We start from the raw sequence: 24757 nt of genomic DNA, 5'->3' as shown, positions 1-24757 counted from the left end.
CTCCTAGGGTCGAATCAAGTGGCCGCTGGCCGCCAGAGGCTGGCCATCCAGTAGAGCACCGTGCTCGCCCAGGCGCAAACGGCCCTCGGCAAACCAGCGCACCGCCAGCGGATAGATCAGGTGTTCCTGGCTGTGAACCCGCTGTGCCAGACATTCTGGCGTGTCATCCAACTCTACCGGTATTACTGCCTGTACGACCAGCGGCCCGCCATCGAGTTCCTCGGTGACGAAGTGCACGCTGCAGCCATGCTCGGCATCGCCGGCTTCGAGCGCCCGTTGATGGGTGTGCAGGCCTTTGTACTTGGGCAGCAGGGAAGGGTGGATGTTCAGCAGGCGGCCCTGGTAGTGACGGACGAAACCGGCACTGAGGATGCGCATGAAACCGGCCAGTACCACCAGCTGCGGCTGGTAGCCATCGATCAGCTCGACCAGCGCCGTGTCGAACGCCTCGCGGCCGTCAAAGGCCTTGTGGTCGAGCACGGCGGTGGCGATGCCGGCGTCTTTGGCGCGCTGCAGGCCATAGGCGTCGGCGCGGTTGGAGATGACCGCGCAGATCCGCACCGGGCTGTCGCCGGTGCGGGTGTTGTCGATCAACGCTTGCAGGTTGCTGCCGGTGCCGGACAACAGCACCACGACATCACAGGTCGTGCTCGGCATCAGTGCGCCTTGACGTTCTTCAGCTCGACCTGGGCAGCGCCTTCGGCGGCTACGCCGATCTGGCCGATCACCCAGGGCTGCTCGCCGGCTTCACGCAGGACGTTCAGGGCGTTGTCGACCTGGTCCTGGGCAACGCAGATGACCATGCCGACGCCGCAGTTCAGCACGCGGTGCATTTCGTGCTCGTCGACGTTGCCTTGCTGCTGCAGCCAGTTGAATACCGCCGGGCGTTCCCAGCTGGCCACGTCAACCACGGCCTGGGCGCCTTTTGGCAGCACCCGCGGAATGTTGTCGAGCAGACCGCCACCCGTGATGTGGGCCATGGCCTTGACCGCGCCGGTGTCCTTGATCAGCTTGAGCAGCGGCTTGACGTAGATGCGGGTCGGGGCCATCAGCAGTTCGGTCAGCGGTTTGCCGTCGAGCTGTACGGTTTCGATATCGGCGCCGGAGACTTCGATGATCTTGCGGATCAGCGAGTAGCCGTTGGAGTGCGGGCCGGACGATGGCAGGGCGATCAGGGCGTCGCCGGTGGCAACCTTGGAGCCGTCGATGATTTCGGCTTTTTCCACCACGCCGACGCAGAAACCGGCCAGGTCGTAGTCTTCGCCTTCGTACATGCCTGGCATTTCAGCGGTTTCACCGCCGACCAGGGAGCAGCCAGCCAGTTCGCAGCCAGCGCCGATACCGGTAACCACGGTGGCGGCAACGTCGACATTCAGTTTGCCGGTGGCGTAGTAGTCGAGGAAGAACAGCGGCTCGGCACCACAGACCACCAGGTCGTTGACGCACATCGCGACCAGGTCCTGGCCGATGCTGTCGTGCTTGTTCAGGTTCAGCGCCAGACGCAGCTTGGTGCCGACGCCGTCGGTACCGGAGACCAGAACCGGCTGCTTGTAGCCGGCCGGGATTTCGCAGAGGGCGCCAAAACCGCCCAGGCCGCCCATGACTTCCGGGCGCGCCGTGCGCTTGGCAACGCCTTTGATGCGTTCGACCAATGCTTCACCGGCGTCGATGTCTACACCGGCGTCCTTGTAGCTCAGGGAGGGTTGCTTGCTCATGATCCAGGCCTTTAGGGGGAGGGATTCGGGGGAATCGACCGTGACCTGCCAGGCAAGGCGGAGGGAAATCCGGCTGCCCGACCGTCGCCGGTCTGCGAAGGCGCGCGATTTTATCAGGGTTGCCCGGTAGCGGCCATCCTCAGGCCGACGGGCAGAGCTATTATCTGGCTAAAAATACGCTTTAACAGTGCGTGACTGGTTGCCACGGCGCAGGCTGTATAAGGTATAGCAAAGGCGATGGGCACAATTTAGTGCTCGCGGTTGAATGATTTGCCGGGGGCTGCGGTCTGAGCTGCATCCGTTTGTTGAGCCCACGCTTCTTTATTTTCAGGACAGGAATCCTTCATGCGTTTGCGTAATTACCTGGCCGCCAGCTGTCTGGCCCTGTTCGGCCTCTTGGCTCAGGCCGAAACCCTCTCCGGCCTGTACCAGGTCCGCGAACCGGTCAGCGGCCAGGGCGCCGAGGCCCGTACCCAGGCCACCGAAAAAGCCCTCGAGACCCTGGTGTTGCGCCTGACCGGCGATGCCAAGGCGGCGCAAAGCCCGGGCCTGGCGGCACTGCGTAAAGATCCGCAACAAATTATCAGTCAGTTCGGTTTCGAGGCCGGTCCGCCGGAAACCGTACTGGTCGACTTCGACCCGGGCAGTACCGAGCGCGCCTTGCGCCAGGCTGGCCTGGCCCTGTGGGGTAACAACCGGCCATCGATCCTCGGCTGGTGGTTGAACGACAGCGCCGAAGGCTCGAGCCTGGTTGGCGACGGCCAGGGCAGTGCCGAACCGCTGCGTCGTGCCGCCCAGCATCGCGGCTTGCCGCTGCGCTTGCCACTGGCCGATTTGCAGGAACAACTGGTGGCCACCGGCAAGAACCTTGAAGGCACAGACCCGGCGCCGCTGCGTGAGGCTTCCGAGCGTTATGGCGCCGATGCCTTGCTGGCGGTGCACGCCAGCGAAGCCGATGGCAAATGGCAGGGTAAATGGCGCCTGTGGTTGGGTGAGCAACGCGAGCAGGGCACTGCCGAAGGCGCTGATCAGGCTGCCCTGGCCGATGCGGTGATGCTTGCGGTCAGTAACCGCCTGGCTCCGCGTTTTGTGGCCCGTCCAGGCGCCAGCAGCGAGATGCAGGTGCAGGTCCAGGGCATGACCCTGGAGCGCTATGCCGAACTGGGGCGGGTGCTCGAGCCCTACGGTGCACGCCTGAAGGCCGTGCAGGGCGATACCCTGACCTACCAGGTCACTGGCAACAGCGATCAGCTGCGCGCGCAACTGGGCCTGGCCAAATTGCAGGAACTGCCGCCCGAAGCGCCAGCGGCACCTGCCGCCGTCGATCCGGCCCACCCCGGGGCAACCCAGGCTGCGGCTGCGCAAGCTTTCAACGGGTTGCGTTTTCGTTGGTAAACCCTGACCTGGCCGGGAGCCGTTCATGACTGATACACGCCGCTGGGTATGGGTAGGCGGGGCGCTGCTGTGCGCGGCCTTGCTCTATTGGCTGCACCCGATTCTTTCGCCGTTTCTGGTCGGCATCCTGCTGGCCTACCTGGCCGACCCGCTGGTCGATCGCCTGGAGCGCGCCGGCCTGTCGCGCACCTGGGGCGTGGTGGTGGTCTTTGCCCTGTTCACCCTGCTGTTGACCGTGTTGCTACTGGTGCTGGTGCCGATGCTGGCCAAGCAACTGGTGCGCCTGTACGAGCTGGCGCCGCAGATGCTCGACTGGCTGCAGCATGTGGCCTTGCCCTGGGTGCAGGCACGCCTGGGCCTGGCCGACGGCTTCTGGAAGTTCGACAAGATCAAGGCCGCCATCAGCGAGCACATGGGCCAGACCACCGACATCGTCGGGATCATCCTGTCCCAGGCCACGGCTTCGGGCCTGGCCCTGATCGGTTGGCTGGCCAACCTGGTGCTGATTCCGGTGGTGAGCTTCTACCTGTTGCGCGACTGGGACCTGATGATGGCCAAGATCCGCAGCCTGCTGCCGCGTCAGCGCGAGGAGCGGGCGGTGGCGCTTGCCGGTGAGTGTCACGAGGTGCTCGGCGCCTTCGTCCGCGGCCAGCTGTTGGTGATGCTGGCCCTGGGGATCATCTATGCCTCGGGGTTGATGCTGGTGGGCCTGGAGCTTGGCCTGTTGATCGGCCTGCTGGCGGGCTTGGCGGCGATCGTGCCGTACATGGGCTTCATCATCGGTATCAGCGCGGCGATGATCGCCGGGTTGTTCCAGTTCGGTGGCGACCCCTATCCATTGCTTGGCATCGCTGCCGTATTCATGGTCGGCCAGGCGCTCGAAGGCATGGTGCTGACGCCGCTGCTGGTGGGTGACCGTATCGGCTTGCACCCGGTGGCGGTGATTTTCGCGATTCTCGCCGGTGGTGAAATGTTCGGTTTTACCGGGGTGCTGCTGGCCCTGCCGGTGGCGGCGGTGATCATGGTGCTGCTGCGCCATGTGCATGACCTGTATAAAGAGTCGGATATTTACGCCGGCGAAATCGACCCGGATCTCTAGCTTGATAGCACCTGGCTTGTATTGGCGTTTGTACGCTTATGCAAGCCTTTGATTTTACTTGTGGTCTGCGCCGATTGTGCGACCGGCGCCACGGGTATAAACTTTGCAGACTTTTCACAAAAGGCCCCTTGCGGTTCCCCGGAACTGCCCAGCCAGCATGAAACCGATCCAGTTGCCCCTGGGTGTGCGTCTGCGTGATGACGCCACCTTCATCAACTACTATCCGGGTGCCAACGCCGCCGCTTTGGGCTACGTCGAGCGACTCTGCGAAGCCGACGCCGGCTGGACCGAAAGCCTGATCTACCTGTGGGGCAAGCAAGGTGTAGGCCGTACCCACCTGCTGCAGGCTGCCTGCCTGCGCTTCGAGCAACTGGGGGAACCGGCGGTCTACCTGCCCCTGGCGCAATTGCTCGACCGCGGCGTCGAACTGCTCGACAACCTCGAGCAGTACGAACTGGTCTGCCTCGACGACCTGCACGTGATTGCCGGCAAGCCAGAGTGGGAGGAGGCCATGTTCCACCTCTTCAACCGCCTGCGCGACAGTGGTCGGCGCCTGCTGCTGGCAGCCTCCAGCTCGCCCCGCGAACTGCCGATCAAACTGGCTGACCTGAAGTCGCGCCTGACCCTGGCACTGATCTTCCAGATGCGTGCGCTGTCGGATGAAGACAAGCTGCGCGCCCTGCAATTACGCGCTTCGCGCCGTGGCCTGCACCTGACCGACGAGGTCGGGCACTTCATCCTCACCCGTGGTACCCGCAGCATGAGCGCATTGTTCGACCTGCTCGAGCGCCTCGACCAGGCCTCTTTGCAGGCTCAGCGCAAGCTCACCATCCCGTTTTTGAAAGAAACGTTGGGCTGGTAAGGCAGGGGCTAGAGCCTCGGCACATAAAAGTCACATTTTTTTCGATTGAATTTGCAAATCGATGCGATAGAAGGCATAGTCTCGGCTTCTTTAAATTCCAGACACGGTCGTGCCCATGCTAAATCGCTTCGCACCCCTCGTGCCCCTCGCACTCGTGACCCTGCTTTTTGGCTGCGCGACCACCGGTCCCGTATCGCAGCAGCAGGTTCAGCAGCAACCGGTTTCCGCTCAGGTTTCGACCAAGTCCTCCGTCCAGGCGACGTTCGAGGAAGAGCTGGCCACCGAAGCAGAGCTGCAAGATTTCGCCAGCAGCAAGCCTTACCAGCTGCCAGCCCTGGCCGACAACATTCTCGAGCGCGGCATGTCGCTGATCGGTACCCGCTACCGTTTCGGTGGTACCTCCGAGAACACCGGCTTTGATTGCAGCGGCTTCATCGGCTACCTGTTCCGCGAAGAAGCCGGCCTCAACCTGCCGCGCTCCACCCGCGAAATGATCAACGTCAAGGCCCCGCTGGTTGCTCGCAACAACCTCAAGCCAGGCGACCTGCTGTTCTTCAGCACCAATGGTCGCGGGCGCGTCAGCCACGCCGGGATTTACCTCGGTGACGACCAGTTCATCCACTCCAGCAGCCGCCGCAGCGGTGGTGTGCGCATCGACAAGCTCGGTGATCGCTACTGGAGCAAGACCTTCATCGAAGCCAAGCGTGCACTGGCCATGGCTCCGGCCGCGACCACCATTTCGCGCAACTGATCCTTCGACAGGTTCGACCACGGCGACGTAGCTGAAAAGCTCGTCGCCGTGCGTGTTTACAGAAAGCGTCTAATCTAAATTCTCAACTCTTTTCGGCTCTGGCCGGAGCGGCTTCAGACAGGATGTTCTGACCATGGCGATGATGGCGCGCTTCGCGGTACTTTCCCTCGCGGCACTGCTTGGTGCCTGCTCAAGCCATGCCCCGGCCCCGCGTAAAGTGGTCGAGCCTGCGGTGATGGCGCCGCAAGTGTACTTCTCCCCGGTTGCCGAAGACGTGCTGTTCCGCGCCCTGGGCCTGGTCGGCACGCCTTACCGCTGGGGCGGCAACACCCCGGATTCGGGTTTCGATTGCAGTGGCCTGATTGGCTATGTGTATCGCGATGCCGCCGGTATCTCGCTGCCCCGTTCGACCCGCGAAATGATCGGCATCCGTGCGCCGAGCATCGAGCGCAACGAACTGCAGTCCGGCGACCTGGTGTTCTTTGCCACCAATGGTGGATCGCAAGTCAGCCATGCCGGTATCTATGTCGGCGAAGGGCGCTTCGTCCATGCCCCGGCCACCGGTGGAACGGTGCGCCTGGACTACCTGTCCAACAGTTACTGGCAAAAAACCTACCTGAACGCCAAGCGCGTGCTGCAGCCGGCGCATCTGGCGCGTAACCCCTGACCTTCGCGAGGTAGACGATGACCGCTCAGACGCTCTACCTCGACGACCCGCTCTACCACTACCTGCAAAGCGTATCGCTGCGCGAATCGCCCTTGCTCGCCCGCTTGCGTGCCGAAACCCAGGCCTTGCCTGAAGCGCGCTGGCAGGTGGCGCCGGAGCAGGGCCAGTTGCTGGCGCTGCTGGTGCGCATGATCGGCGCCCAGCGGATCATCGAGGTGGGCACGTTCACCGGCTACAGCGCCTTGTGCATGGCCCAGGCCATGGCGCATGGGCAGTTGCTGTGTTGCGACCTTGAAGGCAGCTACAACGCCGTGGCCTGGCGCTACTGGCAGGAAGCCGGAGTCGCTGAGCGCATTGAGCTACGCCTGGCACCCGCCTTGCAGACCCTGGCGACACTGCCGTCAGAACGCTATGACCTGATCTTCATCGATGCCGATAAGGCCAATTACCCGCAGTACCTGGAAGAATCCCTGCGCTTGCTGCGTACTGGCGGGCTGGTGCTGTTCGACAACACCTTGTGGAGCGGACGGGTGCTTGAGAAAAAGCCGGACAGCGAAGACACCCGGGCCATCCAGGCACTGAACCGCAAGCTCAAGGATGACCCGCGGGTGGACCTGTCGATGTTGCCGATTGGTGATGGCTTGACCCTGTGCCGCAAGCGCTGAGAGGGCGCAGGGTAACGGTGCATGCGATCTGTGTGGGAGCCGGCCTTGCCGGCGATGGGCCGCATAGCGGCCCCCAGGTCACTTGGCCTTGCTCACCCGCCAGATCTTGTTGCCCACATCATCAGCCACCAGCACACCACCACGCTGGTCATTGATCACCCCCACCGGCCGGCCCATGGCCTTGCCCTCGTCATTGAGAAACCCGCTCAGCAGGTCAATCGGTTTGCCTGCGGGCTTACCAGCGGTGCTGAAGGGCACGAAGATCACCTTGTAGCCACTGTGCGGCTTGCGGTTCCATGAGCCATGCTGGCCGATGAACGCACCTTGCTCGAACGGCGGCGGCAGCACGCCGGGTTCGGCAAAGGTCAGGCCCAGCGAAGCCGTATGCGGCCCAACGGCATAGTCCGGGGCGATGGCGCTGGCCACCAGGTTCGGATCGGAAGGGGTGACCCGCTGATCGACGTGCTGGCCGAAATAGCTGTAAGGCCAGCCATAGAAGCCGCCATCCTTGACTGAAGTGATGTAGTCGGGCACCAGGTCGCTGCCGATCTCGTCGCGCTCGTTGACCGCGGTCCACAGCTGGCCGGTGTGTGGTTCCCACGCCAGGCCGTTGGGGTTGCGCAGGCCAGAGGCGAAGATGCGCTGCTGGCCGTTGGCCGGGTCGATTTCCCAGATCGCCGCACGGCCTTGTTCCTGGTCCATGCCGTTCTCGCCGACATTGCTGTTGGAGCCGACAGTGACGTAGAGCTTCTTGCCATCCCGGCTGGCGATCACGTTCTTGGTCCAGTGATGGTTCAGCGTACCGCCCGGCAGGTCAGCCACCGGCGTGCCGGGACCGTTGATCGAGGTGGCGCCGGGTTCGTAGTGAAAGCGCAGCAGGCGATCGGTATCGGCGACGTAAAAGTCATTGCCAACCAGGGCCATGCCGAAGGGGGAGTTGAGGTGCTCGATAAAGGTCGTGCGGGTTTCCGCCACGCCGTCATGGTCGCTGTCGCGCAGCAGGCTGATACGGTTGGCACTGGGGACGCCGGCGCCCGCCCGGTCCATGATCTTGCCCACCACCCAGCCACGAATGCCCATGCCGTCATCGGGCTTGGGCGGGGCATTGGTTTCGGCAACCAGGATATCGCCATTGGGCAGGGCATAGAGCCAGCGCGGGTGGTCCAGGCCTTCGGCGAAGGCCACTACCTGGGTGCCGGGGGCGGCCTTGGGCGTCATGCCCTGGGGCCAGCCTATAGCAGGGGCGATGTTGACGGTGGGGATCAGGGTCTTGTTGGGTTCAGGCAATTGCGGCGACGGGCCAACTCCGTCGCTGACATCCAGGCGCGCGTGTTCGCCGCAGCCGCTTAACCCCGCAGTCACTGCCAGCAGCAGTGCAATCGGCTTGATACCCATGTCGTTTCCCTCGCAATATTGGCCGCTATTGCCAGTAGAGGCGGGCCAGGCGTGGGAGGTTCCCCGCTTCAGACCTGCTTGAGCAACAGGGCGATACCGGGGTGATACTGGCCGGCTTCGTTGTGCAGCTTGCGGTAAGCGTAGGGGAAGTACCAGGCGATGGCGCAGGTGTTGTGCTTTTGCAGGTCGTCGACCAGGTCCTGCAGCTCTTCGGGGCTGGCGTGCTGGCCGGCTTTCCAGGGGCTGGCGAACAGCGCGGCAACCTTGAGCTGGCTGGGCGCAGCGATCTGCCGGGCGGCGTAAACGGTCTCGGCCAGGGCGTTGTTCAAATCGAGCTTGGCAATCTTTGGCCAGCGCTGGCTGCCTTGCAGGTAGGCGGCTTCTTCGTGGTTGGCGATGTACAGGTCGCAGCGGCCTTCACGATCACCGTCCTCGCGCTGCTTCTTGCTCTGGTGCTGTTGCAGGGTGACCAACTCGGCTTGCCAGGCGGCGGCCGAGAGCAGGCCGAGGTTGGCCTGGGCGCCGTGCCAGTAGGGCGCCTCGCCATCGCCGAGGGTCTGGTTGAAGCGGTCGATGCAATCAACCCAGCGTTCCAGGGCGGGGCGCAGGAACTCCAGGCGCGCGTTATTGATGATCAGGCCTTGCATGCTGCTCTCCCTTATAGTTGTGATCGAGTACAGCCGAAGTTATGGCTATTTGATATCACTGAAGTCAGTGTTACACAAGATGACAAAGGCGCCATTGATCCAGGCCAGTTCAGCGCCTTTCATTGACGCTCCGGGTGCAACCCTCTAACCTTCGCGACTTGTTTCAGGTGCTCTGTGGGCTATGGCCTGGCAGGGTGAAACAGGGAAGCCGGTGGGCGTGCAAGGCGCGCGAATCCGGCGCTGCCCCCGCAACGGTAGGTGAGTCAAGGCCGCGCAGGGCCACTGGGTGTTCAACCCGGGAAGGCGCGCGGTCCCGGGTGTTCATGGCCCCGCTCACAAGCCCGGAGACCGGCCTGTAACAGCCAACGGCATCACGGAGGGTGATGCGCGGTTCCTCCGGCCTGTGCCGCAGCCCTGCGCGTTTTCCGTCTGCCATATCCATTCATCTGTCACGCCGTTTCCTTCGCGATCCCTGAGCAACCACAGGCTGCCAGGCTCGTTGCAGGCCGGACGACAGTGGTTTGCGGAGAACCTCATGACTGAATCCACCGAGCGCGACGAACGCCACCTGGCCCGTATGCAGCGCAAGAAGGCCGTCATCGACGAGCGCATCGCCAATTCGCCCAACGAATGCGGCCTGCTGCTGGTGCTCACCGGCAATGGCAAGGGCAAGAGCAGTTCGGCCTTCGGCATGCTTGCCCGGGCCATGGGCCACGGCATGCAGTGCGGTGTGGTGCAGTTCATCAAGGGCCGCAACAGCACCGGTGAGGAGCTGTTTTTCCGCCGTTTTCCCGAGCAGGTGCGCTACCACGTGATGGGCGAGGGTTTTACCTGGGAAACCCAGGACCGCCAGCGTGATATCGCCGCCGCCGAAGCCGCTTGGGCGGTGTCGCGGCAGATGCTCCAGGACCCGTCGATCGCCTTCGTGGTGCTCGATGAACTGAACATCGCCCTCAAGCACGGTTACCTCGATCTGGACCAGGTCCTCAGCGACCTGCAGGCGCGCCCGCCGATGCAGCACGTGATCGTCACCGGTCGTGCGGCCAAGGATGAAATGATCGAACTGGCCGACACCGTCACCGAAATGGGCATGATCAAGCACGCTTTCCAGGCCGGTATTCGCGCCCAGAAGGGCGTCGAACTATGAGTGACGCGCGCCATTGCCCGGCGGTATTGATTGCCGCACCGGCCTCCGGCCAGGGCAAGACCACAGTGACCGCCGCGCTGGCGCGCCTGCATCGCAACCAGGGGCGCAAGGTCCGGGTGTTCAAGTGCGGCCCGGATTTTCTCGACCCGATGATCCTTGAGCGCGCCAGCGGTGCGCCGGTGTATCAGCTCGACCTGTGGATGGTCGGCGAGCAGGAAAGCCGCCGGTTGTTGTGGGAAGCGGCGGCTGAGGCCGACCTGATCCTGATCGAAGGGGTCATGGGGTTGTTCGATGGCACGCCATCGAGCGCTGACCTGGCCCGTCATTTTGGCGTGCCGGTGCTGGCGGTGATCGATGGCACGGCCATGGCCCAGACGTTCGGCGCCCTGGCCCTGGGCCTGGCGCGCTATCAGCCGGACCTGCCGTTTGCCGGGGTGCTGGCCAACCGCGTCGGTACCCTGCGCCATGCCCAGTTGCTCGAAGGCAGCCTGACCGAAGGGTTGCGCTGGTATGGCGGCCTGTCACGGGAAACCGGTATCGAGCTGCCCAGCCGCCACCTGGGCCTGGTGCAGGCCAGTGAGCTGAACGACCTCGATGCCCGCCTGGATGCGGCTGCCGCTGCCCTCGGTGCCAGTTGCGATGCGGCCTTGCCGCCGGCGGTGAGGTTCGCCGCGCCGACCGAGCGGGCGATCGAGCCCTTGTTGCAGGGTGTGCGCATCGCGGTTGCCCGCGACGAAGCCTTTGCCTTCACCTATGGCGCCAACCTCGACCTGTTACGGGCCATGGGGGCGCAGCTGGCGTTCTTTTCGCCGCTGCATGATGCCAGCCTGCCGGATGCTGACAGCTTGTACCTGCCCGGTGGTTACCCGGAGCTGCATCACCAGGCGCTGGCGAGCAACACACCGATGCTCGAAGCCATTCGCGCCCACCATCACGCCGGCAAGCCATTGCTGGCCGAATGCGGCGGCATGCTTTACCTGCTCGAGGCCCTTACCGATGTCGGCGGCGAGCGTGCCGAACTGCTCGGCCTGCTGGCCGGCGAGGCGGTGATGCAGAAGCGCCTGGCCGCCCTGGCTCTGCAGGCGGTGGAGCTGCCCGAAGGCACCTTGCGCGGGCACACCTACCATCACTCGCTGACCAGCACCGAACTTGAACCGATTGCCCGTGGCCAGAGCCCCAACGGTGGCCGCGGTGCCGAGGCAGTCTATCGCCACGGGCGGCTGACGGCGTCCTACGTGCATTTCTACTTTGCTTCCAACCCCCAGGCGTCGGCGGCGCTGTTGTGTCCATGAACGAACATGCTTTTACCGAAGCCGAACGCGCGGCGGTCTATCGCGCGATCGGCGAGCGCCGTGACATGCGTCATTTCAGCGGCGGCGAAGTCGCCCCTGAACTGCTCGCCCGTTTACTTGAGGCTGCGCACCAGGCGCCCAGCGTCGGCCTGATGCAGCCCTGGCGGTTTATCCGCATCACCCAACGGGAACTGCGCCAGCGTATCCAGGCCCTGGTGGAAGAGGAGCGGTTGCGTACCGCGCAAGCCCTGGGCGAGCGCTCCGACGACTTCATGAAACTCAAGGTCGAAGGGATCAACGACTGCGCCGAACTGCTGGTCGCCGCGCTGATGGATGAACGCGAAGCGCATATCTTCGGCCGCCGGACCTTGCCGGAGATGGACCTGGCGTCGCTGTCCTGTGCGATCCAGAACCTCTGGCTGGCCGCCCGCGCCGAAGGCTTGGGCATGGGCTGGGTGTCGCTGTTCGAGCCCCAGGCCCTGGCCGAGTTGCTGGGCATGCCGGCCGGCGCCAAGCCGCTGGCGATCCTTTGCCTGGGCCCGGTGCAGGCGTTTTACCCGGCGCCGATGCTGGTGCTCGAAGGCTGGACCACGGCGCGACCGCTGCACGACATGCTGTTTGAAAATCACTGGGGAGAGTCTTGATGAGTGTGGCATTGCTGACGGTGGCCGGGGTGGCGCTGGATGCGCTGCTGGGCGAGCCCAAGCGTCGGCATCCACTGGTGGCCTTCGGGCGCCTGGCCGGGCGCCTGGAGCAACGCTTGAATGCCGGTGGCCGTGGTTGGCGCAGCCATGGTGTCAGCGCCTGGTTCCTGGCGGTGGTGCCGCTGACCTTCGTGGCCATGCTGCTGTCCTGGCTGCCGTACATTGGCTGGCTGGTCGAAGTGCTGGCGTTGTACTGCGCCCTGGGCCTGCGCAGCCTCGGCGAACACGTGATGCCAGTGGCCGAAGCCCTGCGCCAGGGCGACCTGGAAAAAGCCCGGCAGCGCGTAGGCTATCTGGTCAGCCGCGAAACCCGCGAGCTGGATGAAACCGCCGTGGCCCGCGCCGCCACCGAATCGGTGCTGGAGAACGGCAGCGATGCGGTATTTGCCGCGCTGTTCTGGTTCGTCGTCGCTGGCGTACCGGGGGTGGTGCTCTATCGCCTGAGCAACACCCTCGACGCGATGTGGGGCTATCGTAATGAACGCTTCGAACGCTTCGGCTGGGCCGCAGCGAAAATCGACGACCTGCTCAACTACATTCCCGCGCGGCTGGTGGCCCTGACCTACGCGCTGCTGGGCAAGACCCGCCTGGCCCTGAGCTGCTGGCGGCGTCAGGCGCCGTTGTGGGACAGCCCCAACGCCGGCCCGGTGATGGCTGCCGGGGCCGGGGCGCTGGGTGTCGAGCTGGGCGGCCCGGCGGTGTACCACGGCGAGCTGCACCAGCGCCCGCAACTGGGCGAAGGCCCGCAGGCCGATGCCGAGGCCATCGAGCGCGGTTGGCGCCTGGTTTGCCAGGGCGTGTGGTTGTGGTTGCTGTTGGTGTGCCTGGGGGCTGAATTCTATGCTTGAACACGGTGGTCGCCTGCAACGCGCAGTGCAGCAGTACGGCATTGCCCGCGAAGACTGGCTGGACCTGTCCAGCGGCATTGCCCCCTGGCCTTATCCAATCCCCGAGATCCCGCTGCGCGCCTGGGCGCGCCTGCCCGAGACCGACGACGGCCTGGAGCGGGCGGCCTGCGAGTATTACCAGGTCGACCAGCTGCTGCCGGTGGCCGGTTCCCAGGCGGCGATCCAGGCCTTGCCGCGTCTGCGCCGCCCCGGCACGGTCGGCGTCCTGTCGCCATGCTACGCCGAACACGCCGAAGGCTGGCGCCGCGCCGGGCACCGGGTGCGCGAATTGCCTGAAGATCAGGTCGACTACTACCTCGACAGCCTCGATGTGCTGGTGGTGGTCAACCCCAACAACCCCAGCGCTCGGTTGATATCTGCCGAGCAACTGTTGGAATGGCACGCGCGCCTGGCTCGCCGGGGCGGCTGGCTGCTGGTCGATGAAGCCTTCATGGACAACACCCCGCAGCACAGCATCGCCGCGCACGCCGAGCGCTCCGGGCTGATCGTGCTGCGCTCGTTCGGCAAGTTCTTTGGCTTGGCCGGTGTACGCCTGGGCTTTGTCCTGGCTGAACGTCATCTGTTGCAGCTGCTCGCCGAACAGCTCGGGCCCTGGACCATCAGCGGCCCGACCCGGATCCTCGGCCAGGCCTGCCTGCTCGATGGCGTCGCGCATCAACAGCAGATTGTTCGCTGCGCCGCTGCCAGCCAACGTTTGGCCGCTGTACTCAGCGCGGCAGGTTTTGCCCCCCACGGCAGCTGCGACCTGTTCCAGTACCTGGTCACCGATCAGGCGGCGCAACTGCATGAATTCATGGCCCGGCGTGGCATCCTCCTGCGCCTGTTCACCGAGCCGCCCTGCCTGCGCTTCGGCCTGCCGGCCAGCGAGCAGGACTTCCAGCGCCTGGCCCTGGCCTTCAGCGAATACCGCAAGGAACAACCATGACCACCCTGATGGTGCAGGGCACCACCTCCGATGCCGGCAAAAGCACCCTGGTGACCGCGCTGTGCCGCTGGCTGCTGCGCCAGGGCGTTGCGGTGGTGCCGTTCAAGCCGCAGAACATGGCGCTCAACAGCGCCGTGACCGCCGAAGGTGGCGAGATCGGCCGGGCCCAGGCGGTCCAGGCCCAGGCGGCCGGCCTGGCCCCGCACACCGACATGAACCCGGTGCTGCTCAAGCCCAACAGCGACACCGGTGCCCAGGTGATCGTCCATGGCCGCGCGGTCACCAGCATGAATGCCGTGGCCTATCACGACTACAAGGCCATCGCCATGCAGGCGGTGCTGGCCTCGCACCAGCGCTTGAGCGCGGCCTATCCGCTGGTGATGGTCGAAGGTGCCGGCTCGCCGGCCGAGATCAACCTGCGTGCCGGCGACATCGCCAACATGGGCTTCGCCGAGGCGGTGGACTGCCCGGTGATCCTGATTGCCGACATCAACCGCGGCGGGGTCTTCGCCCATCTGGTCGGCACCCTGGAATTGCTCTCGCCGAGCGAACAGGCGCGGGTCCAGGGCTTTGTCATCAACCGTTTTCGCGGTGATATCGCTTTGCTCCAGCCGGGCCTGGACTGGCTCGAAGCACGTACCGGCAAACCGGTGCTGGGCGTGCTGCCCTATGTGCTGGACCTGCACCTGGAAGCCGAAGACGGCATCGACCAGCGCCAGGGCATCAAGGCCGGGCGTCAGCTCAAGGTCATCGTGCCGGTGCTGCCGCGTATCAGCAACCACACCGATTTCGACCCGCTGCGCCTGCACCCGCAGGTCGATTTGCAGTTCATCGGCCCCGGCCAGCCGATTCCGCCGGCCGACCTGATCATCCTGCCCGGCTCCAAGAGCGTACGCGGCGATCTGGCGCAGTTGCGCGAGCGCGGTTGGGACGAGGCGATCAGCCGCCACCTGCGTTATGGCGGCAAGGTGCTGGGCATTTGCGGCGGGCTGCAGATGCTCGGCCAGCGTGTGGAAGACCCATTGGGCCTGGAAGGGCCTGCCGGTGCCAGCGATGGCCTGGGGCTGCTGGACTTTGTCACCGTGCTGGAAGCCGAGAAGCAGTTGCGCAATGTCGCGGGCACCCTGCAACTGGAACAGGCAGCCATCAGCGGCTACGAGATTCATGCCGGCGTAACCCAGGGGCCGGCCCTGCAGCGCCCGGCGGTGCAACTGGACGATGGCCGCGCCGACGGCGCCCTCAGTGCCGACGGGCAGATCTTCGCCACCTACCTGCATGGCCTGTTCGAGGCGCCGCCTAGCTGCGCCGCGCTGTTGCGCTGGGCTGGGCTGCAGGAGGTAGAGCAAATCGACTATCACGCCCTGCGCGAACGCGACATCGAGCGCCTGGCCGACCTGGTCGAGCAGCATCTGGACACCGCGCGCCTGCGCCAACTCTGCGGACTGAACTGACATGCTCAACCTGATTCTTGGTGGCGCCCGTTCGGGCAAGAGCCGCCTGGCCGAACAGCTGGCCAGCCAGAGCGGCTTGGCGGTCACCTACATCGCCACCAGCGAACCGCTCGATGGCGAGATGAATGCACGGGTGCAGTTGCACCGCGAGCGGCGTCCGGCCGAGTGGGCATTGATCGAAGAGCCGCTGGAACTGGCTCGGGTGCTGTGCGCCACTGCCCGTGCCGAACGTTGCCTGCTGGTCGACTGCCTGACCCTGTGGCTGACCAACCTGCTGATGCTCGACAACCCCGAGCGCCTGGCGGCTGAACGCTCGGCGCTGCTCGACTGCCTGGCGGGCCTGCCGGGCGAAATCATCCTGGTCAGCAACGAAACCGGCCTGGGCGTGGTGCCCATGGGCGAATTGACCCGCCGTTATGTCGATGAAGCTGGCTGGCTGCATCAGGCCATTGCCGAGCGCTGCCAGCGTGTGGTGCTGACCGTCGCCGGCCTGCCACTTACCCTCAAAGGACCTGCACTATGAGTCAAACCTGGTGGCTTGAAGCCTGCCGTCCTGTTGACCAGGCTGTTCGCGAACAGGCCCTGGCGCGTCAACAGCAACTGACCAAGCCGGCCGGCTCGCTGGGCCGCCTGGAGCAACTGGCGGTACAACTGGCCGGCCTGCAGGGCCAACTCAAGCCGAGCGTCGAGCAGGTCTGGATCGCCATCTTCGCCGGCGATCACGGCGTGGTCGCCGAAGGCATCTCCGCCTATCCGCAGGCGGTGACCGGGCAGATGCTGCACAACTTCGTCAGTGGCGGTGCCGCTATCAGTGTGCTGGCGCGGCAGTTGAATGCTCAACTGGAAGTGATCGACCTGGGCACCATCGACCTGGCGCTGGAACTGCCGGGTGTGCGCCACCTGCGCGTCGGCCCCGGTACGGCCAACTTCGCCCAGGTGCCGGCGATGACTCACGAACAGGGCCTGCTGGCCCTGCAGGGCGGGCGCGAGAGTGCCTTGCGCGCCGCTGCCAGCGGTGCCCGGCTGTTTATCGGTGGGGAGATGGGCATCGGCAACACCACTGCCGCCAGCGCCCTGGCCTGTGCCTTGCTCGGCTGCCCGGCTGTAGAGCTCAGCGGCCCGGGCACAGGGCTGGATGCCGCTGGTGTACGGCACAAGGCCGAGGTCATCGAGCGTGCCCTGAAACAGCACGCGGACCTTGGCGACGACCCGCTGCAACGGCTGTTGTATTTTGGCGGCTTCGAGATCGCCGCGCTGGTCGGTGCCTACCTGGGGTGCGCCCAGGCCGGTATCGCGGTGCTGGTGGATGGTTTTATCTGCACCGTCGCCGCCCTGGTGGCCACGCGCATCAACCCGCAGTGTCGTGACTGGCTGCTGTTCGGCCATCGCGGCGCCGAGCCCGGGCATCGCCGGGTGCTTGCCGCGCTCGACGCCGAGCCGCTGCTGGAGCTGGGCTTGCGCCTGGGCGAGGGCAGTGGCGCGGCGTTGGCGGTGCCGCTACTGCGCCTGGCTTGTGACCTGCACGGGCAGATGGCGACCTTCGCTGAAGCCGCGGTGGCGGACCGTCCGGCATGATCATCGACCTGCTGCGCCACGGCGAAACCGAACGGGGCGGCGGCCTGCGCGGCAGCCTTGACGATGCTCTGACCGACATGGGCTGGGCGCAGATGCGGGCGGCGGTGAAGGCTGCGGGGCCCTGGGATGCACTGGTCAGTTCGCCATTGCAGCGCTGCGCACGCTTTGCCGAAGCGTTGGGCACCCAGCTGGGCCTGCCGCTGCAACTGGCGCCGGGGCTGCAGGAGTTGCATTTCGGCGAGTGGGAAGGGCGCAGTGCGGCAGACCTGATGCTCACCCACGAAGCCGAACTCGGGCAATTCTGGGCTGACCCTTATGCTTTCACACCGCCGGGCGGCGAGCCCGTGGCGGATTTCTCCGCACGGGTATTGCAGGTCATCAGCGCCTTGCACCAGGGGCATGCCGGCAAGCACTTGCTATTGGTCACTCATGGCGGCGTGATGCGTCTATTGCTGGCCCGCGCCCGTGGCCTGCCCCGAGAACAATTGCTGCAAGTCGAAGTGGCCCATGGCGCCTTGTGTCGCCTTGAGCTGCTGGCCGACGGCAGCCTGCGGGAAGTGCACTGAGATGCTGGCGTTCTGGATCGCCCTGCAGTTTCTCAGCAGCTTGCCGGTGCGCTTGCCGGGCATGCCGGCGCCGGAGCAGATGGGCCGCTCGCTGCTGTTCTACCCATGGGTGGGGCTGTTGTTCGGGGCGCTGCTCTGGGCGCTGAACGCGCTGCTGGCTGGCAGCCCGTTGTTGCTTCATGGTGCTTTGCTGCTCAGTGCCTGGGTGCTGCTCAGCGGTGCCTTGCACCTGGATGGCCTGGCTGACAGCGCCGATGCCTGGCTGGGCGGTTTCGGCGACCGCGAGCGCACCCTGCTGATCATGAAAGACCCGCGCAGCGGGCCGATTGCCGTGGTTACCCTGGTGCTGGTGCTGCTGCTCAAGTTCTGTGCCTTGCTGGCGCTGGTCGAGCGCGGCGAGGGGCTGCTGCTGTTGCTCGCGCCGTTGATTGGCCGTGCGGCGTTGCTGGGCTTGTTCCTCAGCACGCCGTATGTGCGCAGCGGCGGGCTGGGCCAGGCCTTGGCGGATCACCTGCCGCGTCGGGCGGCCACGCTCGTTTTGCTGCTCAGCGCGCTGGCCTGTGTGCTGCTGGCAGGGCTCAAAGGCCTGTGGGCTGTGCTGGTTGCCGCAGCGGTCTTCGCCTGGCTGCGCCGGTTGATGGTCCGTCGTCTGGGCGGTACCACCGGTGATACCGCCGGGGCCATGCTGGAGTTGCTGGAGCTGGCGGTATTGATCGCCCTGGTGCTGTGAGCGGCGAATAAAAGCTTGCAGTTGCCCAGGTGCGGGTATATACACGCATTATGTTGACCAGCGAATGCATCTGCACCCACCTGCGCCGCGCCGCCCGCGGGGTGAGCCGACACTATGACGAGGCCCTCGACGGCTTCGGGATCAATGTTGCGCAGTTTTCCCTGCTGCGCCATTTGCGGCGCCTGGACCAACCGAGTATTTCCACCCTGGCCGAGGCCATGGGCCTGGACCGCAGCACCCTGGGGCGTAACCTGCGGGTGCTGGAGGCCGATGGCCTGGTGGCGTTGGCCGAAGGGCAGGACCTGCGCAATCGCATCGTCCTGTTGACCGAGCAGGGCAGGGCCCGCCTACAGGCAGCGGAACCGGCCTGGGAGCAGGCACAAAGCGATTTGATCAACACCCTCGGCGAAGGCCAGCGCGACGAACTGGTGCGCCTGCTGGAGCTGCTGGCCTGAGCTTTTTACGATTATAAGCGGGTATATACCCGCATAACCTTGCGGCACTGGAGACAACAAAAATGACATCGGTATGGCGAACCAGTGGGTGGATTCTCCTCGGCGCGGCGCTGATCCTGGCGCTGTCGTTGGGCGTAAGGCACGGCTTTGGCCTGTTCCTGGCGCCGATGAGTGCTGACTTTGGCTGGGGCCGTGGCGTGTTCGCCTTCGCCATTGCCTTGCAGAACCTGATCTGGGGCCTGGCCCAGCCGTTTGCCGGCGCCCTGGCCGATCGCCTGGGGGCGGCCAAGGTAGTGATGGTCGGCGGTATTCTCTATGCCGTCGGCCTGGTGCTGATGGGGATGTCCGACTCGGCCCTGACCCTGTCGCTCAGTGCCGGCCTGTTGATCGGTATCGGCCTGTCGGGTACTTCGTTCTCGGTGATCCTCGGCGTGGTCGGCCGTGCCGTACCGGCGCAGAAGCGCAGCATGGCCATGGGCATCGCCAGTGCCGCCGGCTCCTTTGGCCAGTTCGCCATGTTGCCCGGCACACTGGGCCTGATCGGCTGGCTGGGCTGGTCGGCGGCCTTGCTGGTGCTGGGTTTGCTGGTGGCCTTTATCGTGCCGTTGGTAGGGTTGTTGCGCGATCGGCCGTTGCCCAGCGATGGCGATGAGCAGACCCTCGGCCAGGCCCTGCGCGAAGCCTGCTCGCATTCCGGCTTCTGGCTGCTGGCCCTGGGCTTTTTCGTCTGCGGTTTCCAGGTGGTGTTCATTGGTGTGCACCTGCCGGCCTACCTGGTCGACCAGCACCTGCCGGCCACCATTGGCACCACCGTGCTGGCGCTGGTTGGGCTGTTCAATATCGTCGGCACCTACACCGCCGGCTGGCTGGGCGGGAGGATGTCCAAGCCGCGCCTGCTGACCGCCCTGTACCTGTTGCGCGCGGTGGTCATCGTGCTGTTCCTGTGGGCTCCGATCACTCCGTTCAGTGCCTATCTGTTCGGTATCGCCATGGGCCTGCTGTGGCTGTCGACCGTGCCCTTGACCAATGGCACCGTGGCCACCCTGTTCGGTGTGCGTAACCTGTCGATGCTGGGTGGGATCGTTTTCCTCTTTCACCAGTTGGGCGCGTTTCTCGGTGGTTGGCTGGGTGGGGTGGTGTATGACCAGACCGGTAACTATGACCTGGTCTGGCAGATTTCCATCCTTCTCAGCCTGCTCGCCGCAGCGCTCAACTGGCCGGTACGCGAACGCCCGGTCGCGCGCTTGCAGGCGCAAGCGGCATGAGCCCTATGGCCATTCGCACCGTGCTCGGCCTCGCCGCCCTGCTGGTGCTGGCGCTGGCCTGGTGGGGCTGGCATGAAGGCGGCCTGGCGTTGATGCAGTTGGGCATGGGCGTGTGCTAGGAGTACTCTGATTTCTCCAGGCCCGTTTCAAGGAGAAAAAAGATGCGCACACGCTGGATGTTGGTTCCACTGTTGACCCTGGCCGCCGCTGCCAATGCCCTGGCCGGCGAGTGCCCGGCGCTGCTCGACAGTACGCTGCCGGAGCTGCGCGGCAAGGAGCAGATCAACCTCTGTGAGCGTTTTGCCGGCAAACCGCTGGTGGTGGTCAATACTGCCAGCTATTGCGGCTTCGCCCCGCAGTTCAAAGGGCTGGAGAGCGTCTATCAGCAGTACCACGGGCAGGGCCTGGAAATGCTCGGGGTGCCGTCCAACGACTTCAAGCAGGAAGACGCTGACGCCGAGAAGACCGCCAAGGTCTGTTACGCCAACTACGGCGTGACGTTCACCATGACCCAGGCCCAGCCGGTGCGCGGCAGTGATGCCACGCCACTGTTCAAGGAGCTGGCTGCGCAGAGCAGCGCGCCGAAGTGGAATTTCTACAAATACGTGATCGACCGCCAGGGCAAGGTGGTGGCTAACTTCTCCAGCCGAACCAAGCCGGATGATCCGGCGTTCAAGGCGGCGATCGAGAAGGCCATCGCTTCCCAGCCCTGAGCTGCCTCAGTGGCTGGCGTGCACGGTCCAGGCCACCAGCTTGAGCACGATCGGGCGTACCACCAGCACGCAGGCAAAGGCCACCGGCATGGCCAGTTGGTAGGCCTTGAGCACGTTACCCAGGTACTGCTCGTCGATGCCGGCGTTGGCGGCGGTAATCACAAAGCACATCAGCAGGGCCATGATCGCCGACATGTAGAAGGCGAACACGTAAGGGGTGGCGCGAACGCCGAGCTTGCGTCGGCTGCGGACGCTGGTCTGGGCCGTCATGCGGACTCCGTTGGCAGTGGATGAGGGCGCAGCCTAACAAGGCTGCCTGTGGCTGGGGTAGACGCCTTGGGCTTAGGTCTTTATAAATAAGATCTTACGAATGCCCGGAAGCCTGTCATGAACCTGCTTGGTTCGATCAAGAGTTTCATCAAGGTTGTCGAAGCCGGCAGCATTGCCGGTGGCGCCCGTAGCCTGGGCCTGAGTGCCGCCGCCGTGAGCCAGAATATCGCCCGCCTGGAAGCCCACCTGCAGGTGCGCCTGCTCGCGCGTACTACCCGTAGCATGGCCCTGACCCCCAGTGGCAGCCTGTACTACGACAAGGTCAAACACATTGAACGCGACCTCGAGCAGGCGCAGCAGGCGGTCACCACCCCGGATTGCGAGCCCAAGGGGCGCTTGTGCATCGCTTCGTCCTCGGCGTTCGGCCGCCACGTACTGGCACCGTTGATTCCGGCGTTCAGCGCGCGCTATCCGCAGCTTTCAATTGAGTTGGTTACGAATGATCGGCGCATCAACCACGCCCAGGAAGGTGTCGATGTCAGTCTGCGTATCCAGCCGCAACTTGAAGATGGCCTGCTGGCCCGACACATCGCCCGGGTGCCGTTCATTTGCTGTGCGTCGCCGGGTTACCTGGCGGCAGCCGGATGGCCGCAATCGCCAGAGCAACTCAAGGCGCACCGCTGCCTGGTGTTCCGCTACCCGGTGGACGGTCGTTTTCTGCGCTGGGGTTTTGTCCGCGAAGGGCTGCGCTTCGATGCCGAGTTCGACAAGGTGCTGATCAGTGATGACATCGACGTGCTGACCCAGATGGCCGTGCAGGATGGCGGTATTGCCCGCCTGGCCGAGTTTGTCGCCCGGCCCTTGCTCGAGCGCGGCCAACTGGTGGCGTTGTTCGAGTATTCGCAAGCGGCCAGGGCCTATGCCCAGACCGAGCCGATGGACGTCTACCTGTGCGTGGCCGACCGCTTTGCCATGACGGCCAAGGTTCGGCTGTTCATGGACTACTTACAGGGCCGCCTGGCCCACCTCTGGCCTTGCGAGCAGGCATGAAAAAACCGCCAGGATTGGCGGTTTTTCTGCGGCGTGGAATGAATCAGAAGCGGTAGGTGAGCGATGCTCCCAGGCCGTGAGCGCTGTTTTCGTACTTGGCGTTGTAGGAGCCTTTGAAGTGCGCCGGGTCGGTAGGCGAAGTGTTCTGGCGAACCTTGACGTCTTCTTCCATCAGGTAGGAGTAGGCGATGTCGACAGTCATGTCGTCGTTCGGGCTCCAACCTGCACCGAGGCTGAACACCTTGCGGTCGCCTGTAGGGATGCGTGGCGAGCGGTTGGTATTGTTGGTCGGCGACTGGTCGACGCTGAAGCCGGCGCGCAGGGTCCATTCCTTGTTCAGCTTGTAAGCTGCGCCGATGGCGTGAGCCCAGGTATCGTGCCAGTTCTGTTCTTCGCTGATCTGCCCCAGGGCAGGTGCCAGGGGGGCAGGAACACCTTCGTTGTTGACGGTGATGGTTTCCAGGCGGCTCCAGCGCGTCCAGGTGCTACCGACATAAAGTGTCCAGTTGGCATCCAGCTCGTGAGTGACGGAGAAGTCGACCGATTCCGGCGTTTTGATCTTCAACGAGGCATCAAACTTGCTGCCGCTCAGTGGGCCAAAGCCGGAGCCGCTGATTTTGGTGTCACCCTCGAGCTTGTAGTCGACCATCGAGTGGTAGGTCAGGCCTACGCGGGTGCTGTCGGTTGCCTGTACCAGCACGCCGATGTTGTAGCCGATGGCGGTGTCATCACCGGAGATCTTGACCTTGCCGTCATTTCTGCCCAGGGAGGCGCGGTTCAGCGAGGCGGATTCCAGGGTGCCGTCGATACGGTTGATAGTCGGACCGAAACCGATCGAGACCTTGTCGTTGAAGGCGTAGCTGATGGTCGGCTGCAGGGTGATGACCTGGACTTCGCTGTTGCTGCCGAAGTAGCGGCCGGCAAAGCCGCTTTCATAGTCGGTTACCAGGCCGAACGGCACGTACATGCCGATACCGAAGGCCCAATGGTCATCGATAGGTTTGACGTAATAGCCCATCGGCACACCGACGACCGGAACCATGTCGCCGTCGTTGCTGCCACCGAAGGTGCCGCTGCCGCTGATATCGGACTTGGCGATGATAGCGGCGCCACCGACGGTGACTTGCTCGCGTTTCAGGCGCGACATGCCGGCAGGGTTGCCGAATACGGTGCTGGCATCATCGGCAGAAGAAGAACGACCCGCGAAACCTGTGCCCATGCCGCTGATGCTCTGTTCGTTGAGGGCGAAGCCGCTGGCGAACAGTTGAGTCGAGGCGAGAGTGACGGCGAGGCTGAGAGAGGTTTTGAGCATGACTTTTTTCATTATTAGAACTCCTTGGGATCTCCGGGGCGAAAACTACCAACATTTCGCCCGCAGCGCTATAGGCTATATCGCAGGAGATAGAGCCGTTTTGTAGGACAATCCTACCAAGATGGCGGGAATTTTCCGATTATGGGAAGTGGTGACTCTCAGCAGGCCTGAAGAGTCACAGGGGCGATGCAGGTTTGCCAGGCGCTGGTGAAATCGCGCAGGCGACCCTGGGGTTGGAAGGTTTGCCGCCAGATGCGTGCCAGGCCCAGTAAATCGTCGGCGGCGGGTAGTTCAGGGGCCTGTTCTTCGATCAGCATCCAGGCGATGGCGGTGGCGTAGCGCAGGTTGACGGTCAGTTCCAGGTGTGGGCCGCTGAGAAAGGCGTGCTGGCTGGCCAGGCCGCGGACCAGGCTGGCAAGGTCCGGGTCGCGGGCCAGGAACTGGTCCCAGAGGCTTTGGTGGCGCAGTTCGCCGATGCGGTACAGGCCGTGGCCGCGGCGGTCGTGCAGGGCCGAGCCGAGGGCCGACTGGCTGGCGGCGACACCGAGCAGCAGGGCTTCGGCGCTGGCGCAGTGACGGCCCAGATAAACCAGGGTCGGACGAATGACAAATTGGCTCAACTCGCTCGCGGCGATACCCATGATGCCCTCGAACTTGAAATTGACCGGCGGACGCTGGAGCTTGGCAGCTGGTGAGTCGGTCTGGCCCGCCGGAAGCGGCCTTTGCCGCTTGAGTTGAAGTTTAGTGTCATGTTCGTGCTGTAAAGGCCTGTTTTTAAAACATTTACGGCTTTTAGTTATAAATCATATGCCGTGTGGCGATTACATAGTTCCTTTGTAGGAGCGGGCTTGCCCCGCGATGAGGCCGGCCATCTGCGCGCCTGATCGCGGGGCAAGCCCGCTCCAACGGGCATAAAAAAGCCCCGCCAGAGGGCGGGGCTTGAGCGTTTGCAGCATCGTGCGGATCAGGCCACCAGGGCCTGACGGGTGCGCTCGATGACGGCCTGCAGCGGCTCGGCTTCGGAGTATTGCTCCGGGTACAGGCGCTCGCTGTGACGGGCAATGCCGTGCTCGTTGACCAGGGTGAAGCTGAAGCCGCCTTTGCGCGACGCCAGGATCAAGCAGTTCAGAGGGGCAAATGCCTGGGAAAGGGTGCGAATGGCAGCCTGAGTATGGATAGAGTGATTCATAGTTATTAG

The 24757-nt window shown here is 64.4% G+C and carries 29 protein-coding genes and 1 riboswitch; of the genes, 21 read left to right on the top strand and 8 right to left on the bottom strand.

Annotated features, from left to right (window positions below):
• Positions 1 to 3: 3 nt before the first annotated feature.
• Positions 4 to 657 (bottom strand): phosphoribosylglycinamide formyltransferase, encoded by a 654-nt coding sequence (gene purN / locus NLX68_RS20825; RefSeq protein ID WP_254285616.1) that lies wholly within the window; start codon positions 655 to 657, stop codon positions 4 to 6.
• Positions 657 to 1715 carry a phosphoribosylformylglycinamidine cyclo-ligase gene (gene purM, locus NLX68_RS20820; protein WP_010220361.1) on the bottom strand — a complete coding sequence of 353 codons (1059 nt, stop codon included), beginning with the start codon at positions 1713 to 1715 and terminating at the stop codon, positions 657 to 659. Before purM ends, purN begins: the two co-directional genes overlap by 1 nt.
• A gap of 345 nt (positions 1716 to 2060) precedes the next feature.
• Between purM and NLX68_RS20815 the strand changes: the two genes are divergently transcribed.
• The 6 genes from NLX68_RS20815 to NLX68_RS20790 all read left to right on the top strand — a co-directional run bounded on the left by NLX68_RS20815 (position 2061) and on the right by NLX68_RS20790 (position 7154).
• Entirely contained in the window at positions 2061 to 3110 is a 1050-nt protein-coding gene (locus tag NLX68_RS20815) for a DUF2066 domain-containing protein (protein WP_254285615.1), read from the top strand.
• Positions 3111 to 3135: 25 nt separating this feature from the next.
• Positions 3136 to 4209 (top strand): AI-2E family transporter, encoded by a 1074-nt coding sequence (locus NLX68_RS20810; RefSeq protein WP_254285614.1) that lies wholly within the window; start codon positions 3136 to 3138, stop codon positions 4207 to 4209.
• A gap of 157 nt (positions 4210 to 4366) precedes the next feature.
• On the top strand, positions 4367 to 5071 hold the full coding sequence (gene hda, locus NLX68_RS20805; protein ID WP_010220358.1) for a DnaA regulatory inactivator Hda: 705 nt from the start codon (positions 4367 to 4369) through the stop codon (positions 5069 to 5071).
• Positions 5072 to 5186: 115 nt separating this feature from the next.
• Entirely contained in the window at positions 5187 to 5822 is a 636-nt protein-coding gene (locus NLX68_RS20800; protein WP_254285613.1) for a C40 family peptidase, read from the top strand.
• 133 nt (positions 5823 to 5955) lie between these two features.
• Entirely contained in the window at positions 5956 to 6489 is a 534-nt protein-coding gene (locus tag NLX68_RS20795) for a C40 family peptidase (RefSeq protein ID WP_010220355.1), read from the top strand.
• Between the two features lie 17 nt (positions 6490 to 6506).
• Complete coding sequence (locus tag NLX68_RS20790; RefSeq protein WP_254285612.1) at positions 6507 to 7154, top strand: O-methyltransferase; 648 nt, start codon at positions 6507 to 6509, stop codon at positions 7152 to 7154.
• A gap of 78 nt (positions 7155 to 7232) precedes the next feature.
• Here the strand turns inward: NLX68_RS20790 and NLX68_RS20785 are convergent, their stop codons facing one another.
• Together NLX68_RS20785 and NLX68_RS20780 are read right to left on the bottom strand one after the other, a co-directional pair.
• Complete coding sequence (locus NLX68_RS20785; protein ID WP_254285611.1) at positions 7233 to 8549, bottom strand: sorbosone dehydrogenase family protein; 1317 nt, start codon at positions 8547 to 8549, stop codon at positions 7233 to 7235.
• A gap of 68 nt (positions 8550 to 8617) precedes the next feature.
• Positions 8618 to 9196, bottom strand: a complete 579-nt coding sequence (locus NLX68_RS20780; protein WP_254285610.1) for a hypothetical protein — start codon at positions 9194 to 9196, stop codon at positions 8618 to 8620.
• A 148-nt stretch (positions 9197 to 9344) separates the two neighbouring features.
• Positions 9345 to 9568: riboswitch (cobalamin riboswitch) on the top strand.
• 163 nt (positions 9569 to 9731) lie between these two features.
• On the opposite strand from NLX68_RS20780, the gene cobO reads away from it, so the two are divergent.
• From cobO to NLX68_RS20715, 14 genes are all read left to right on the top strand, one after another.
• Complete coding sequence (gene cobO / locus NLX68_RS20775) at positions 9732 to 10343, top strand: cob(I)yrinic acid a,c-diamide adenosyltransferase (RefSeq protein WP_010220352.1); 612 nt, start codon at positions 9732 to 9734, stop codon at positions 10341 to 10343.
• Positions 10340 to 11635, top strand: a complete 1296-nt coding sequence (locus NLX68_RS20770) for a cobyrinate a,c-diamide synthase (RefSeq protein WP_036996585.1) — start codon at positions 10340 to 10342, stop codon at positions 11633 to 11635. Before cobO ends, NLX68_RS20770 begins: the two co-directional genes overlap by 4 nt.
• A complete protein-coding gene (bluB, locus tag NLX68_RS20765) occupies positions 11626 to 12279 on the top strand; it encodes a 5,6-dimethylbenzimidazole synthase (RefSeq protein WP_162471120.1) in 654 nt (217 codons plus the stop codon). Before NLX68_RS20770 ends, bluB begins: the two co-directional genes overlap by 10 nt.
• Positions 12279 to 13187 (top strand): adenosylcobinamide-phosphate synthase CbiB, encoded by a 909-nt coding sequence (cbiB, locus tag NLX68_RS20760; RefSeq protein ID WP_254285609.1) that lies wholly within the window; start codon positions 12279 to 12281, stop codon positions 13185 to 13187. Before bluB ends, cbiB begins: the two co-directional genes overlap by 1 nt.
• Positions 13180 to 14172, top strand: coding sequence for a threonine-phosphate decarboxylase CobD (gene cobD / locus NLX68_RS20755; protein WP_254285608.1), 993 nt, complete (start codon positions 13180 to 13182; stop codon positions 14170 to 14172). The genes cbiB and cobD overlap by 8 nt, the downstream gene beginning before the upstream one ends.
• Positions 14169 to 15623 (top strand): cobyric acid synthase, encoded by a 1455-nt coding sequence (locus NLX68_RS20750; protein ID WP_254285607.1) that lies wholly within the window; start codon positions 14169 to 14171, stop codon positions 15621 to 15623. The genes cobD and NLX68_RS20750 overlap by 4 nt, the downstream gene beginning before the upstream one ends.
• Position 15624: 1 nt before the next feature.
• Positions 15625 to 16146 (top strand): bifunctional adenosylcobinamide kinase/adenosylcobinamide-phosphate guanylyltransferase, encoded by a 522-nt coding sequence (gene cobU, locus NLX68_RS20745; RefSeq protein ID WP_254285606.1) that lies wholly within the window; start codon positions 15625 to 15627, stop codon positions 16144 to 16146.
• The gene (cobT, locus tag NLX68_RS20740) at positions 16143 to 17198 is read left to right on the top strand and encodes a nicotinate-nucleotide--dimethylbenzimidazole phosphoribosyltransferase (protein ID WP_254285605.1); all 1056 of its coding nucleotides are present in this window, start codon (positions 16143 to 16145) and stop codon (positions 17196 to 17198) included. Before cobU ends, cobT begins: the two co-directional genes overlap by 4 nt.
• On the top strand, positions 17195 to 17764 hold the full coding sequence (gene cobC / locus NLX68_RS20735; RefSeq protein ID WP_254285604.1) for an alpha-ribazole phosphatase family protein: 570 nt from the start codon (positions 17195 to 17197) through the stop codon (positions 17762 to 17764). Before cobT ends, cobC begins: the two co-directional genes overlap by 4 nt.
• Position 17765: 1 nt before the next feature.
• The gene (locus tag NLX68_RS20730) at positions 17766 to 18494 is read left to right on the top strand and encodes an adenosylcobinamide-GDP ribazoletransferase (protein ID WP_254285603.1); all 729 of its coding nucleotides are present in this window, start codon (positions 17766 to 17768) and stop codon (positions 18492 to 18494) included.
• Between the two features lie 50 nt (positions 18495 to 18544).
• A complete protein-coding gene (locus tag NLX68_RS20725; protein WP_010220341.1) occupies positions 18545 to 18949 on the top strand; it encodes a MarR family winged helix-turn-helix transcriptional regulator in 405 nt (134 codons plus the stop codon).
• 62 nt (positions 18950 to 19011) lie between these two features.
• Positions 19012 to 20214: an MFS transporter gene (locus tag NLX68_RS20720; protein WP_254285602.1), complete on the top strand. Its 1203-nt coding sequence runs from the start codon at positions 19012 to 19014 to the stop codon at positions 20212 to 20214.
• The gene (locus tag NLX68_RS26475) at positions 20211 to 20333 is read left to right on the top strand and encodes a hypothetical protein (protein ID WP_302056279.1); all 123 of its coding nucleotides are present in this window, start codon (positions 20211 to 20213) and stop codon (positions 20331 to 20333) included. Before NLX68_RS20720 ends, NLX68_RS26475 begins: the two co-directional genes overlap by 4 nt.
• Positions 20334 to 20375: 42 nt before the next feature.
• Positions 20376 to 20927: a glutathione peroxidase gene (locus NLX68_RS20715; RefSeq protein WP_254285601.1), complete on the top strand. Its 552-nt coding sequence runs from the start codon at positions 20376 to 20378 to the stop codon at positions 20925 to 20927.
• Positions 20928 to 20933: 6 nt separating this feature from the next.
• Here the strand turns inward: NLX68_RS20715 and NLX68_RS20710 are convergent, their stop codons facing one another.
• Entirely contained in the window at positions 20934 to 21197 is a 264-nt protein-coding gene (locus tag NLX68_RS20710) for a DUF2798 domain-containing protein (RefSeq protein ID WP_254285600.1), read from the bottom strand.
• Positions 21198 to 21314: 117 nt separating this feature from the next.
• On the opposite strand from NLX68_RS20710, the gene NLX68_RS20705 reads away from it, so the two are divergent.
• Positions 21315 to 22247 (top strand): LysR family transcriptional regulator, encoded by a 933-nt coding sequence (locus NLX68_RS20705; RefSeq protein ID WP_254285599.1) that lies wholly within the window; start codon positions 21315 to 21317, stop codon positions 22245 to 22247.
• A gap of 43 nt (positions 22248 to 22290) precedes the next feature.
• Here the strand turns inward: NLX68_RS20705 and NLX68_RS20700 are convergent, their stop codons facing one another.
• The 3 genes from NLX68_RS20700 to NLX68_RS20690 form a co-directional block, all read right to left on the bottom strand.
• The gene (locus NLX68_RS20700; RefSeq protein ID WP_254285598.1) at positions 22291 to 23571 is read right to left on the bottom strand and encodes an OmpP1/FadL family transporter; all 1281 of its coding nucleotides are present in this window, start codon (positions 23569 to 23571) and stop codon (positions 22291 to 22293) included.
• 146 nt (positions 23572 to 23717) lie between these two features.
• Positions 23718 to 24200 carry a hypothetical protein gene (locus NLX68_RS20695; protein WP_254285597.1) on the bottom strand — a complete coding sequence of 161 codons (483 nt, stop codon included), beginning with the start codon at positions 24198 to 24200 and terminating at the stop codon, positions 23718 to 23720.
• A gap of 323 nt (positions 24201 to 24523) precedes the next feature.
• Complete coding sequence (locus NLX68_RS20690; RefSeq protein ID WP_010224272.1) at positions 24524 to 24748, bottom strand: hypothetical protein; 225 nt, start codon at positions 24746 to 24748, stop codon at positions 24524 to 24526.
• Positions 24749 to 24757 lie beyond the last annotated feature (9 nt).

This window comes from Pseudomonas sp. SBB6 (assembly GCF_024213215.1).
GTDB lineage: Bacteria > Pseudomonadota > Gammaproteobacteria > Pseudomonadales > Pseudomonadaceae > Aquipseudomonas > Aquipseudomonas donghuensis.
Note: the sequence above shows the minus strand (reverse complement) of the source record. Positions and strands in the feature narration are given on the sequence as shown.

What these genes read in the sequence shown, in the direction of transcription:
- NLX68_RS20795 (WP_010220355.1), top strand. Translation starts at nt 5,956, where the DNA reads ATGGCGATGATGGCGCGCTTCGCGGTACTTTCCCTCGCGGCACTGCTT.
- NLX68_RS20790 (WP_254285612.1), top strand. Translation starts at nt 6,507, where the DNA reads ATGACCGCTCAGACGCTCTACCTCGACGACCCGCTCTACCACTACCTG.
- hda (WP_010220358.1), top strand. Translation starts at nt 4,367, where the DNA reads ATGAAACCGATCCAGTTGCCCCTGGGTGTGCGTCTGCGTGATGACGCC.
- purN (WP_254285616.1), bottom strand. Translation starts at nt 657, where the DNA reads ATGCCGAGCACGACCTGTGATGTCGTGGTGCTGTTGTCCGGCACCGGC.
- NLX68_RS20800 (WP_254285613.1), top strand. Translation starts at nt 5,187, where the DNA reads ATGCTAAATCGCTTCGCACCCCTCGTGCCCCTCGCACTCGTGACCCTG.
- NLX68_RS20715 (WP_254285601.1), top strand. Translation starts at nt 20,376, where the DNA reads ATGCGCACACGCTGGATGTTGGTTCCACTGTTGACCCTGGCCGCCGCT.
- NLX68_RS20690 (WP_010224272.1), bottom strand. Translation starts at nt 24,748, where the DNA reads ATGAATCACTCTATCCATACTCAGGCTGCCATTCGCACCCTTTCCCAG.
- NLX68_RS20780 (WP_254285610.1), bottom strand. Translation starts at nt 9,196, where the DNA reads ATGCAAGGCCTGATCATCAATAACGCGCGCCTGGAGTTCCTGCGCCCC.
- NLX68_RS20710 (WP_254285600.1), bottom strand. Translation starts at nt 21,197, where the DNA reads ATGACGGCCCAGACCAGCGTCCGCAGCCGACGCAAGCTCGGCGTTCGC.
- NLX68_RS20770 (WP_036996585.1), top strand. Translation starts at nt 10,340, where the DNA reads ATGAGTGACGCGCGCCATTGCCCGGCGGTATTGATTGCCGCACCGGCC.
- cobD (WP_254285608.1), top strand. Translation starts at nt 13,180, where the DNA reads ATGCTTGAACACGGTGGTCGCCTGCAACGCGCAGTGCAGCAGTACGGC.
- NLX68_RS20705 (WP_254285599.1), top strand. Translation starts at nt 21,315, where the DNA reads ATGAACCTGCTTGGTTCGATCAAGAGTTTCATCAAGGTTGTCGAAGCC.
- cobC (WP_254285604.1), top strand. Translation starts at nt 17,195, where the DNA reads ATGATCATCGACCTGCTGCGCCACGGCGAAACCGAACGGGGCGGCGGC.
- NLX68_RS26475 (WP_302056279.1), top strand. Translation starts at nt 20,211, where the DNA reads ATGAGCCCTATGGCCATTCGCACCGTGCTCGGCCTCGCCGCCCTGCTG.
- NLX68_RS20750 (WP_254285607.1), top strand. Translation starts at nt 14,169, where the DNA reads ATGACCACCCTGATGGTGCAGGGCACCACCTCCGATGCCGGCAAAAGC.
- cobU (WP_254285606.1), top strand. Translation starts at nt 15,625, where the DNA reads ATGCTCAACCTGATTCTTGGTGGCGCCCGTTCGGGCAAGAGCCGCCTG.
- NLX68_RS20810 (WP_254285614.1), top strand. Translation starts at nt 3,136, where the DNA reads ATGACTGATACACGCCGCTGGGTATGGGTAGGCGGGGCGCTGCTGTGC.
- NLX68_RS20700 (WP_254285598.1), bottom strand. Translation starts at nt 23,571, where the DNA reads ATGAAAAAAGTCATGCTCAAAACCTCTCTCAGCCTCGCCGTCACTCTC.
- NLX68_RS20725 (WP_010220341.1), top strand. Translation starts at nt 18,545, where the DNA reads ATGTTGACCAGCGAATGCATCTGCACCCACCTGCGCCGCGCCGCCCGC.
- NLX68_RS20695 (WP_254285597.1), bottom strand. Translation starts at nt 24,200, where the DNA reads ATGGGTATCGCCGCGAGCGAGTTGAGCCAATTTGTCATTCGTCCGACC.
- cobO (WP_010220352.1), top strand. Translation starts at nt 9,732, where the DNA reads ATGACTGAATCCACCGAGCGCGACGAACGCCACCTGGCCCGTATGCAG.
- NLX68_RS20815 (WP_254285615.1), top strand. Translation starts at nt 2,061, where the DNA reads ATGCGTTTGCGTAATTACCTGGCCGCCAGCTGTCTGGCCCTGTTCGGC.
- cobT (WP_254285605.1), top strand. Translation starts at nt 16,143, where the DNA reads ATGAGTCAAACCTGGTGGCTTGAAGCCTGCCGTCCTGTTGACCAGGCT.
- cbiB (WP_254285609.1), top strand. Translation starts at nt 12,279, where the DNA reads ATGAGTGTGGCATTGCTGACGGTGGCCGGGGTGGCGCTGGATGCGCTG.
- purM (WP_010220361.1), bottom strand. Translation starts at nt 1,715, where the DNA reads ATGAGCAAGCAACCCTCCCTGAGCTACAAGGACGCCGGTGTAGACATC.
- NLX68_RS20785 (WP_254285611.1), bottom strand. Translation starts at nt 8,549, where the DNA reads ATGGGTATCAAGCCGATTGCACTGCTGCTGGCAGTGACTGCGGGGTTA.
- NLX68_RS20730 (WP_254285603.1), top strand. Translation starts at nt 17,766, where the DNA reads ATGCTGGCGTTCTGGATCGCCCTGCAGTTTCTCAGCAGCTTGCCGGTG.
- NLX68_RS20720 (WP_254285602.1), top strand. Translation starts at nt 19,012, where the DNA reads ATGACATCGGTATGGCGAACCAGTGGGTGGATTCTCCTCGGCGCGGCG.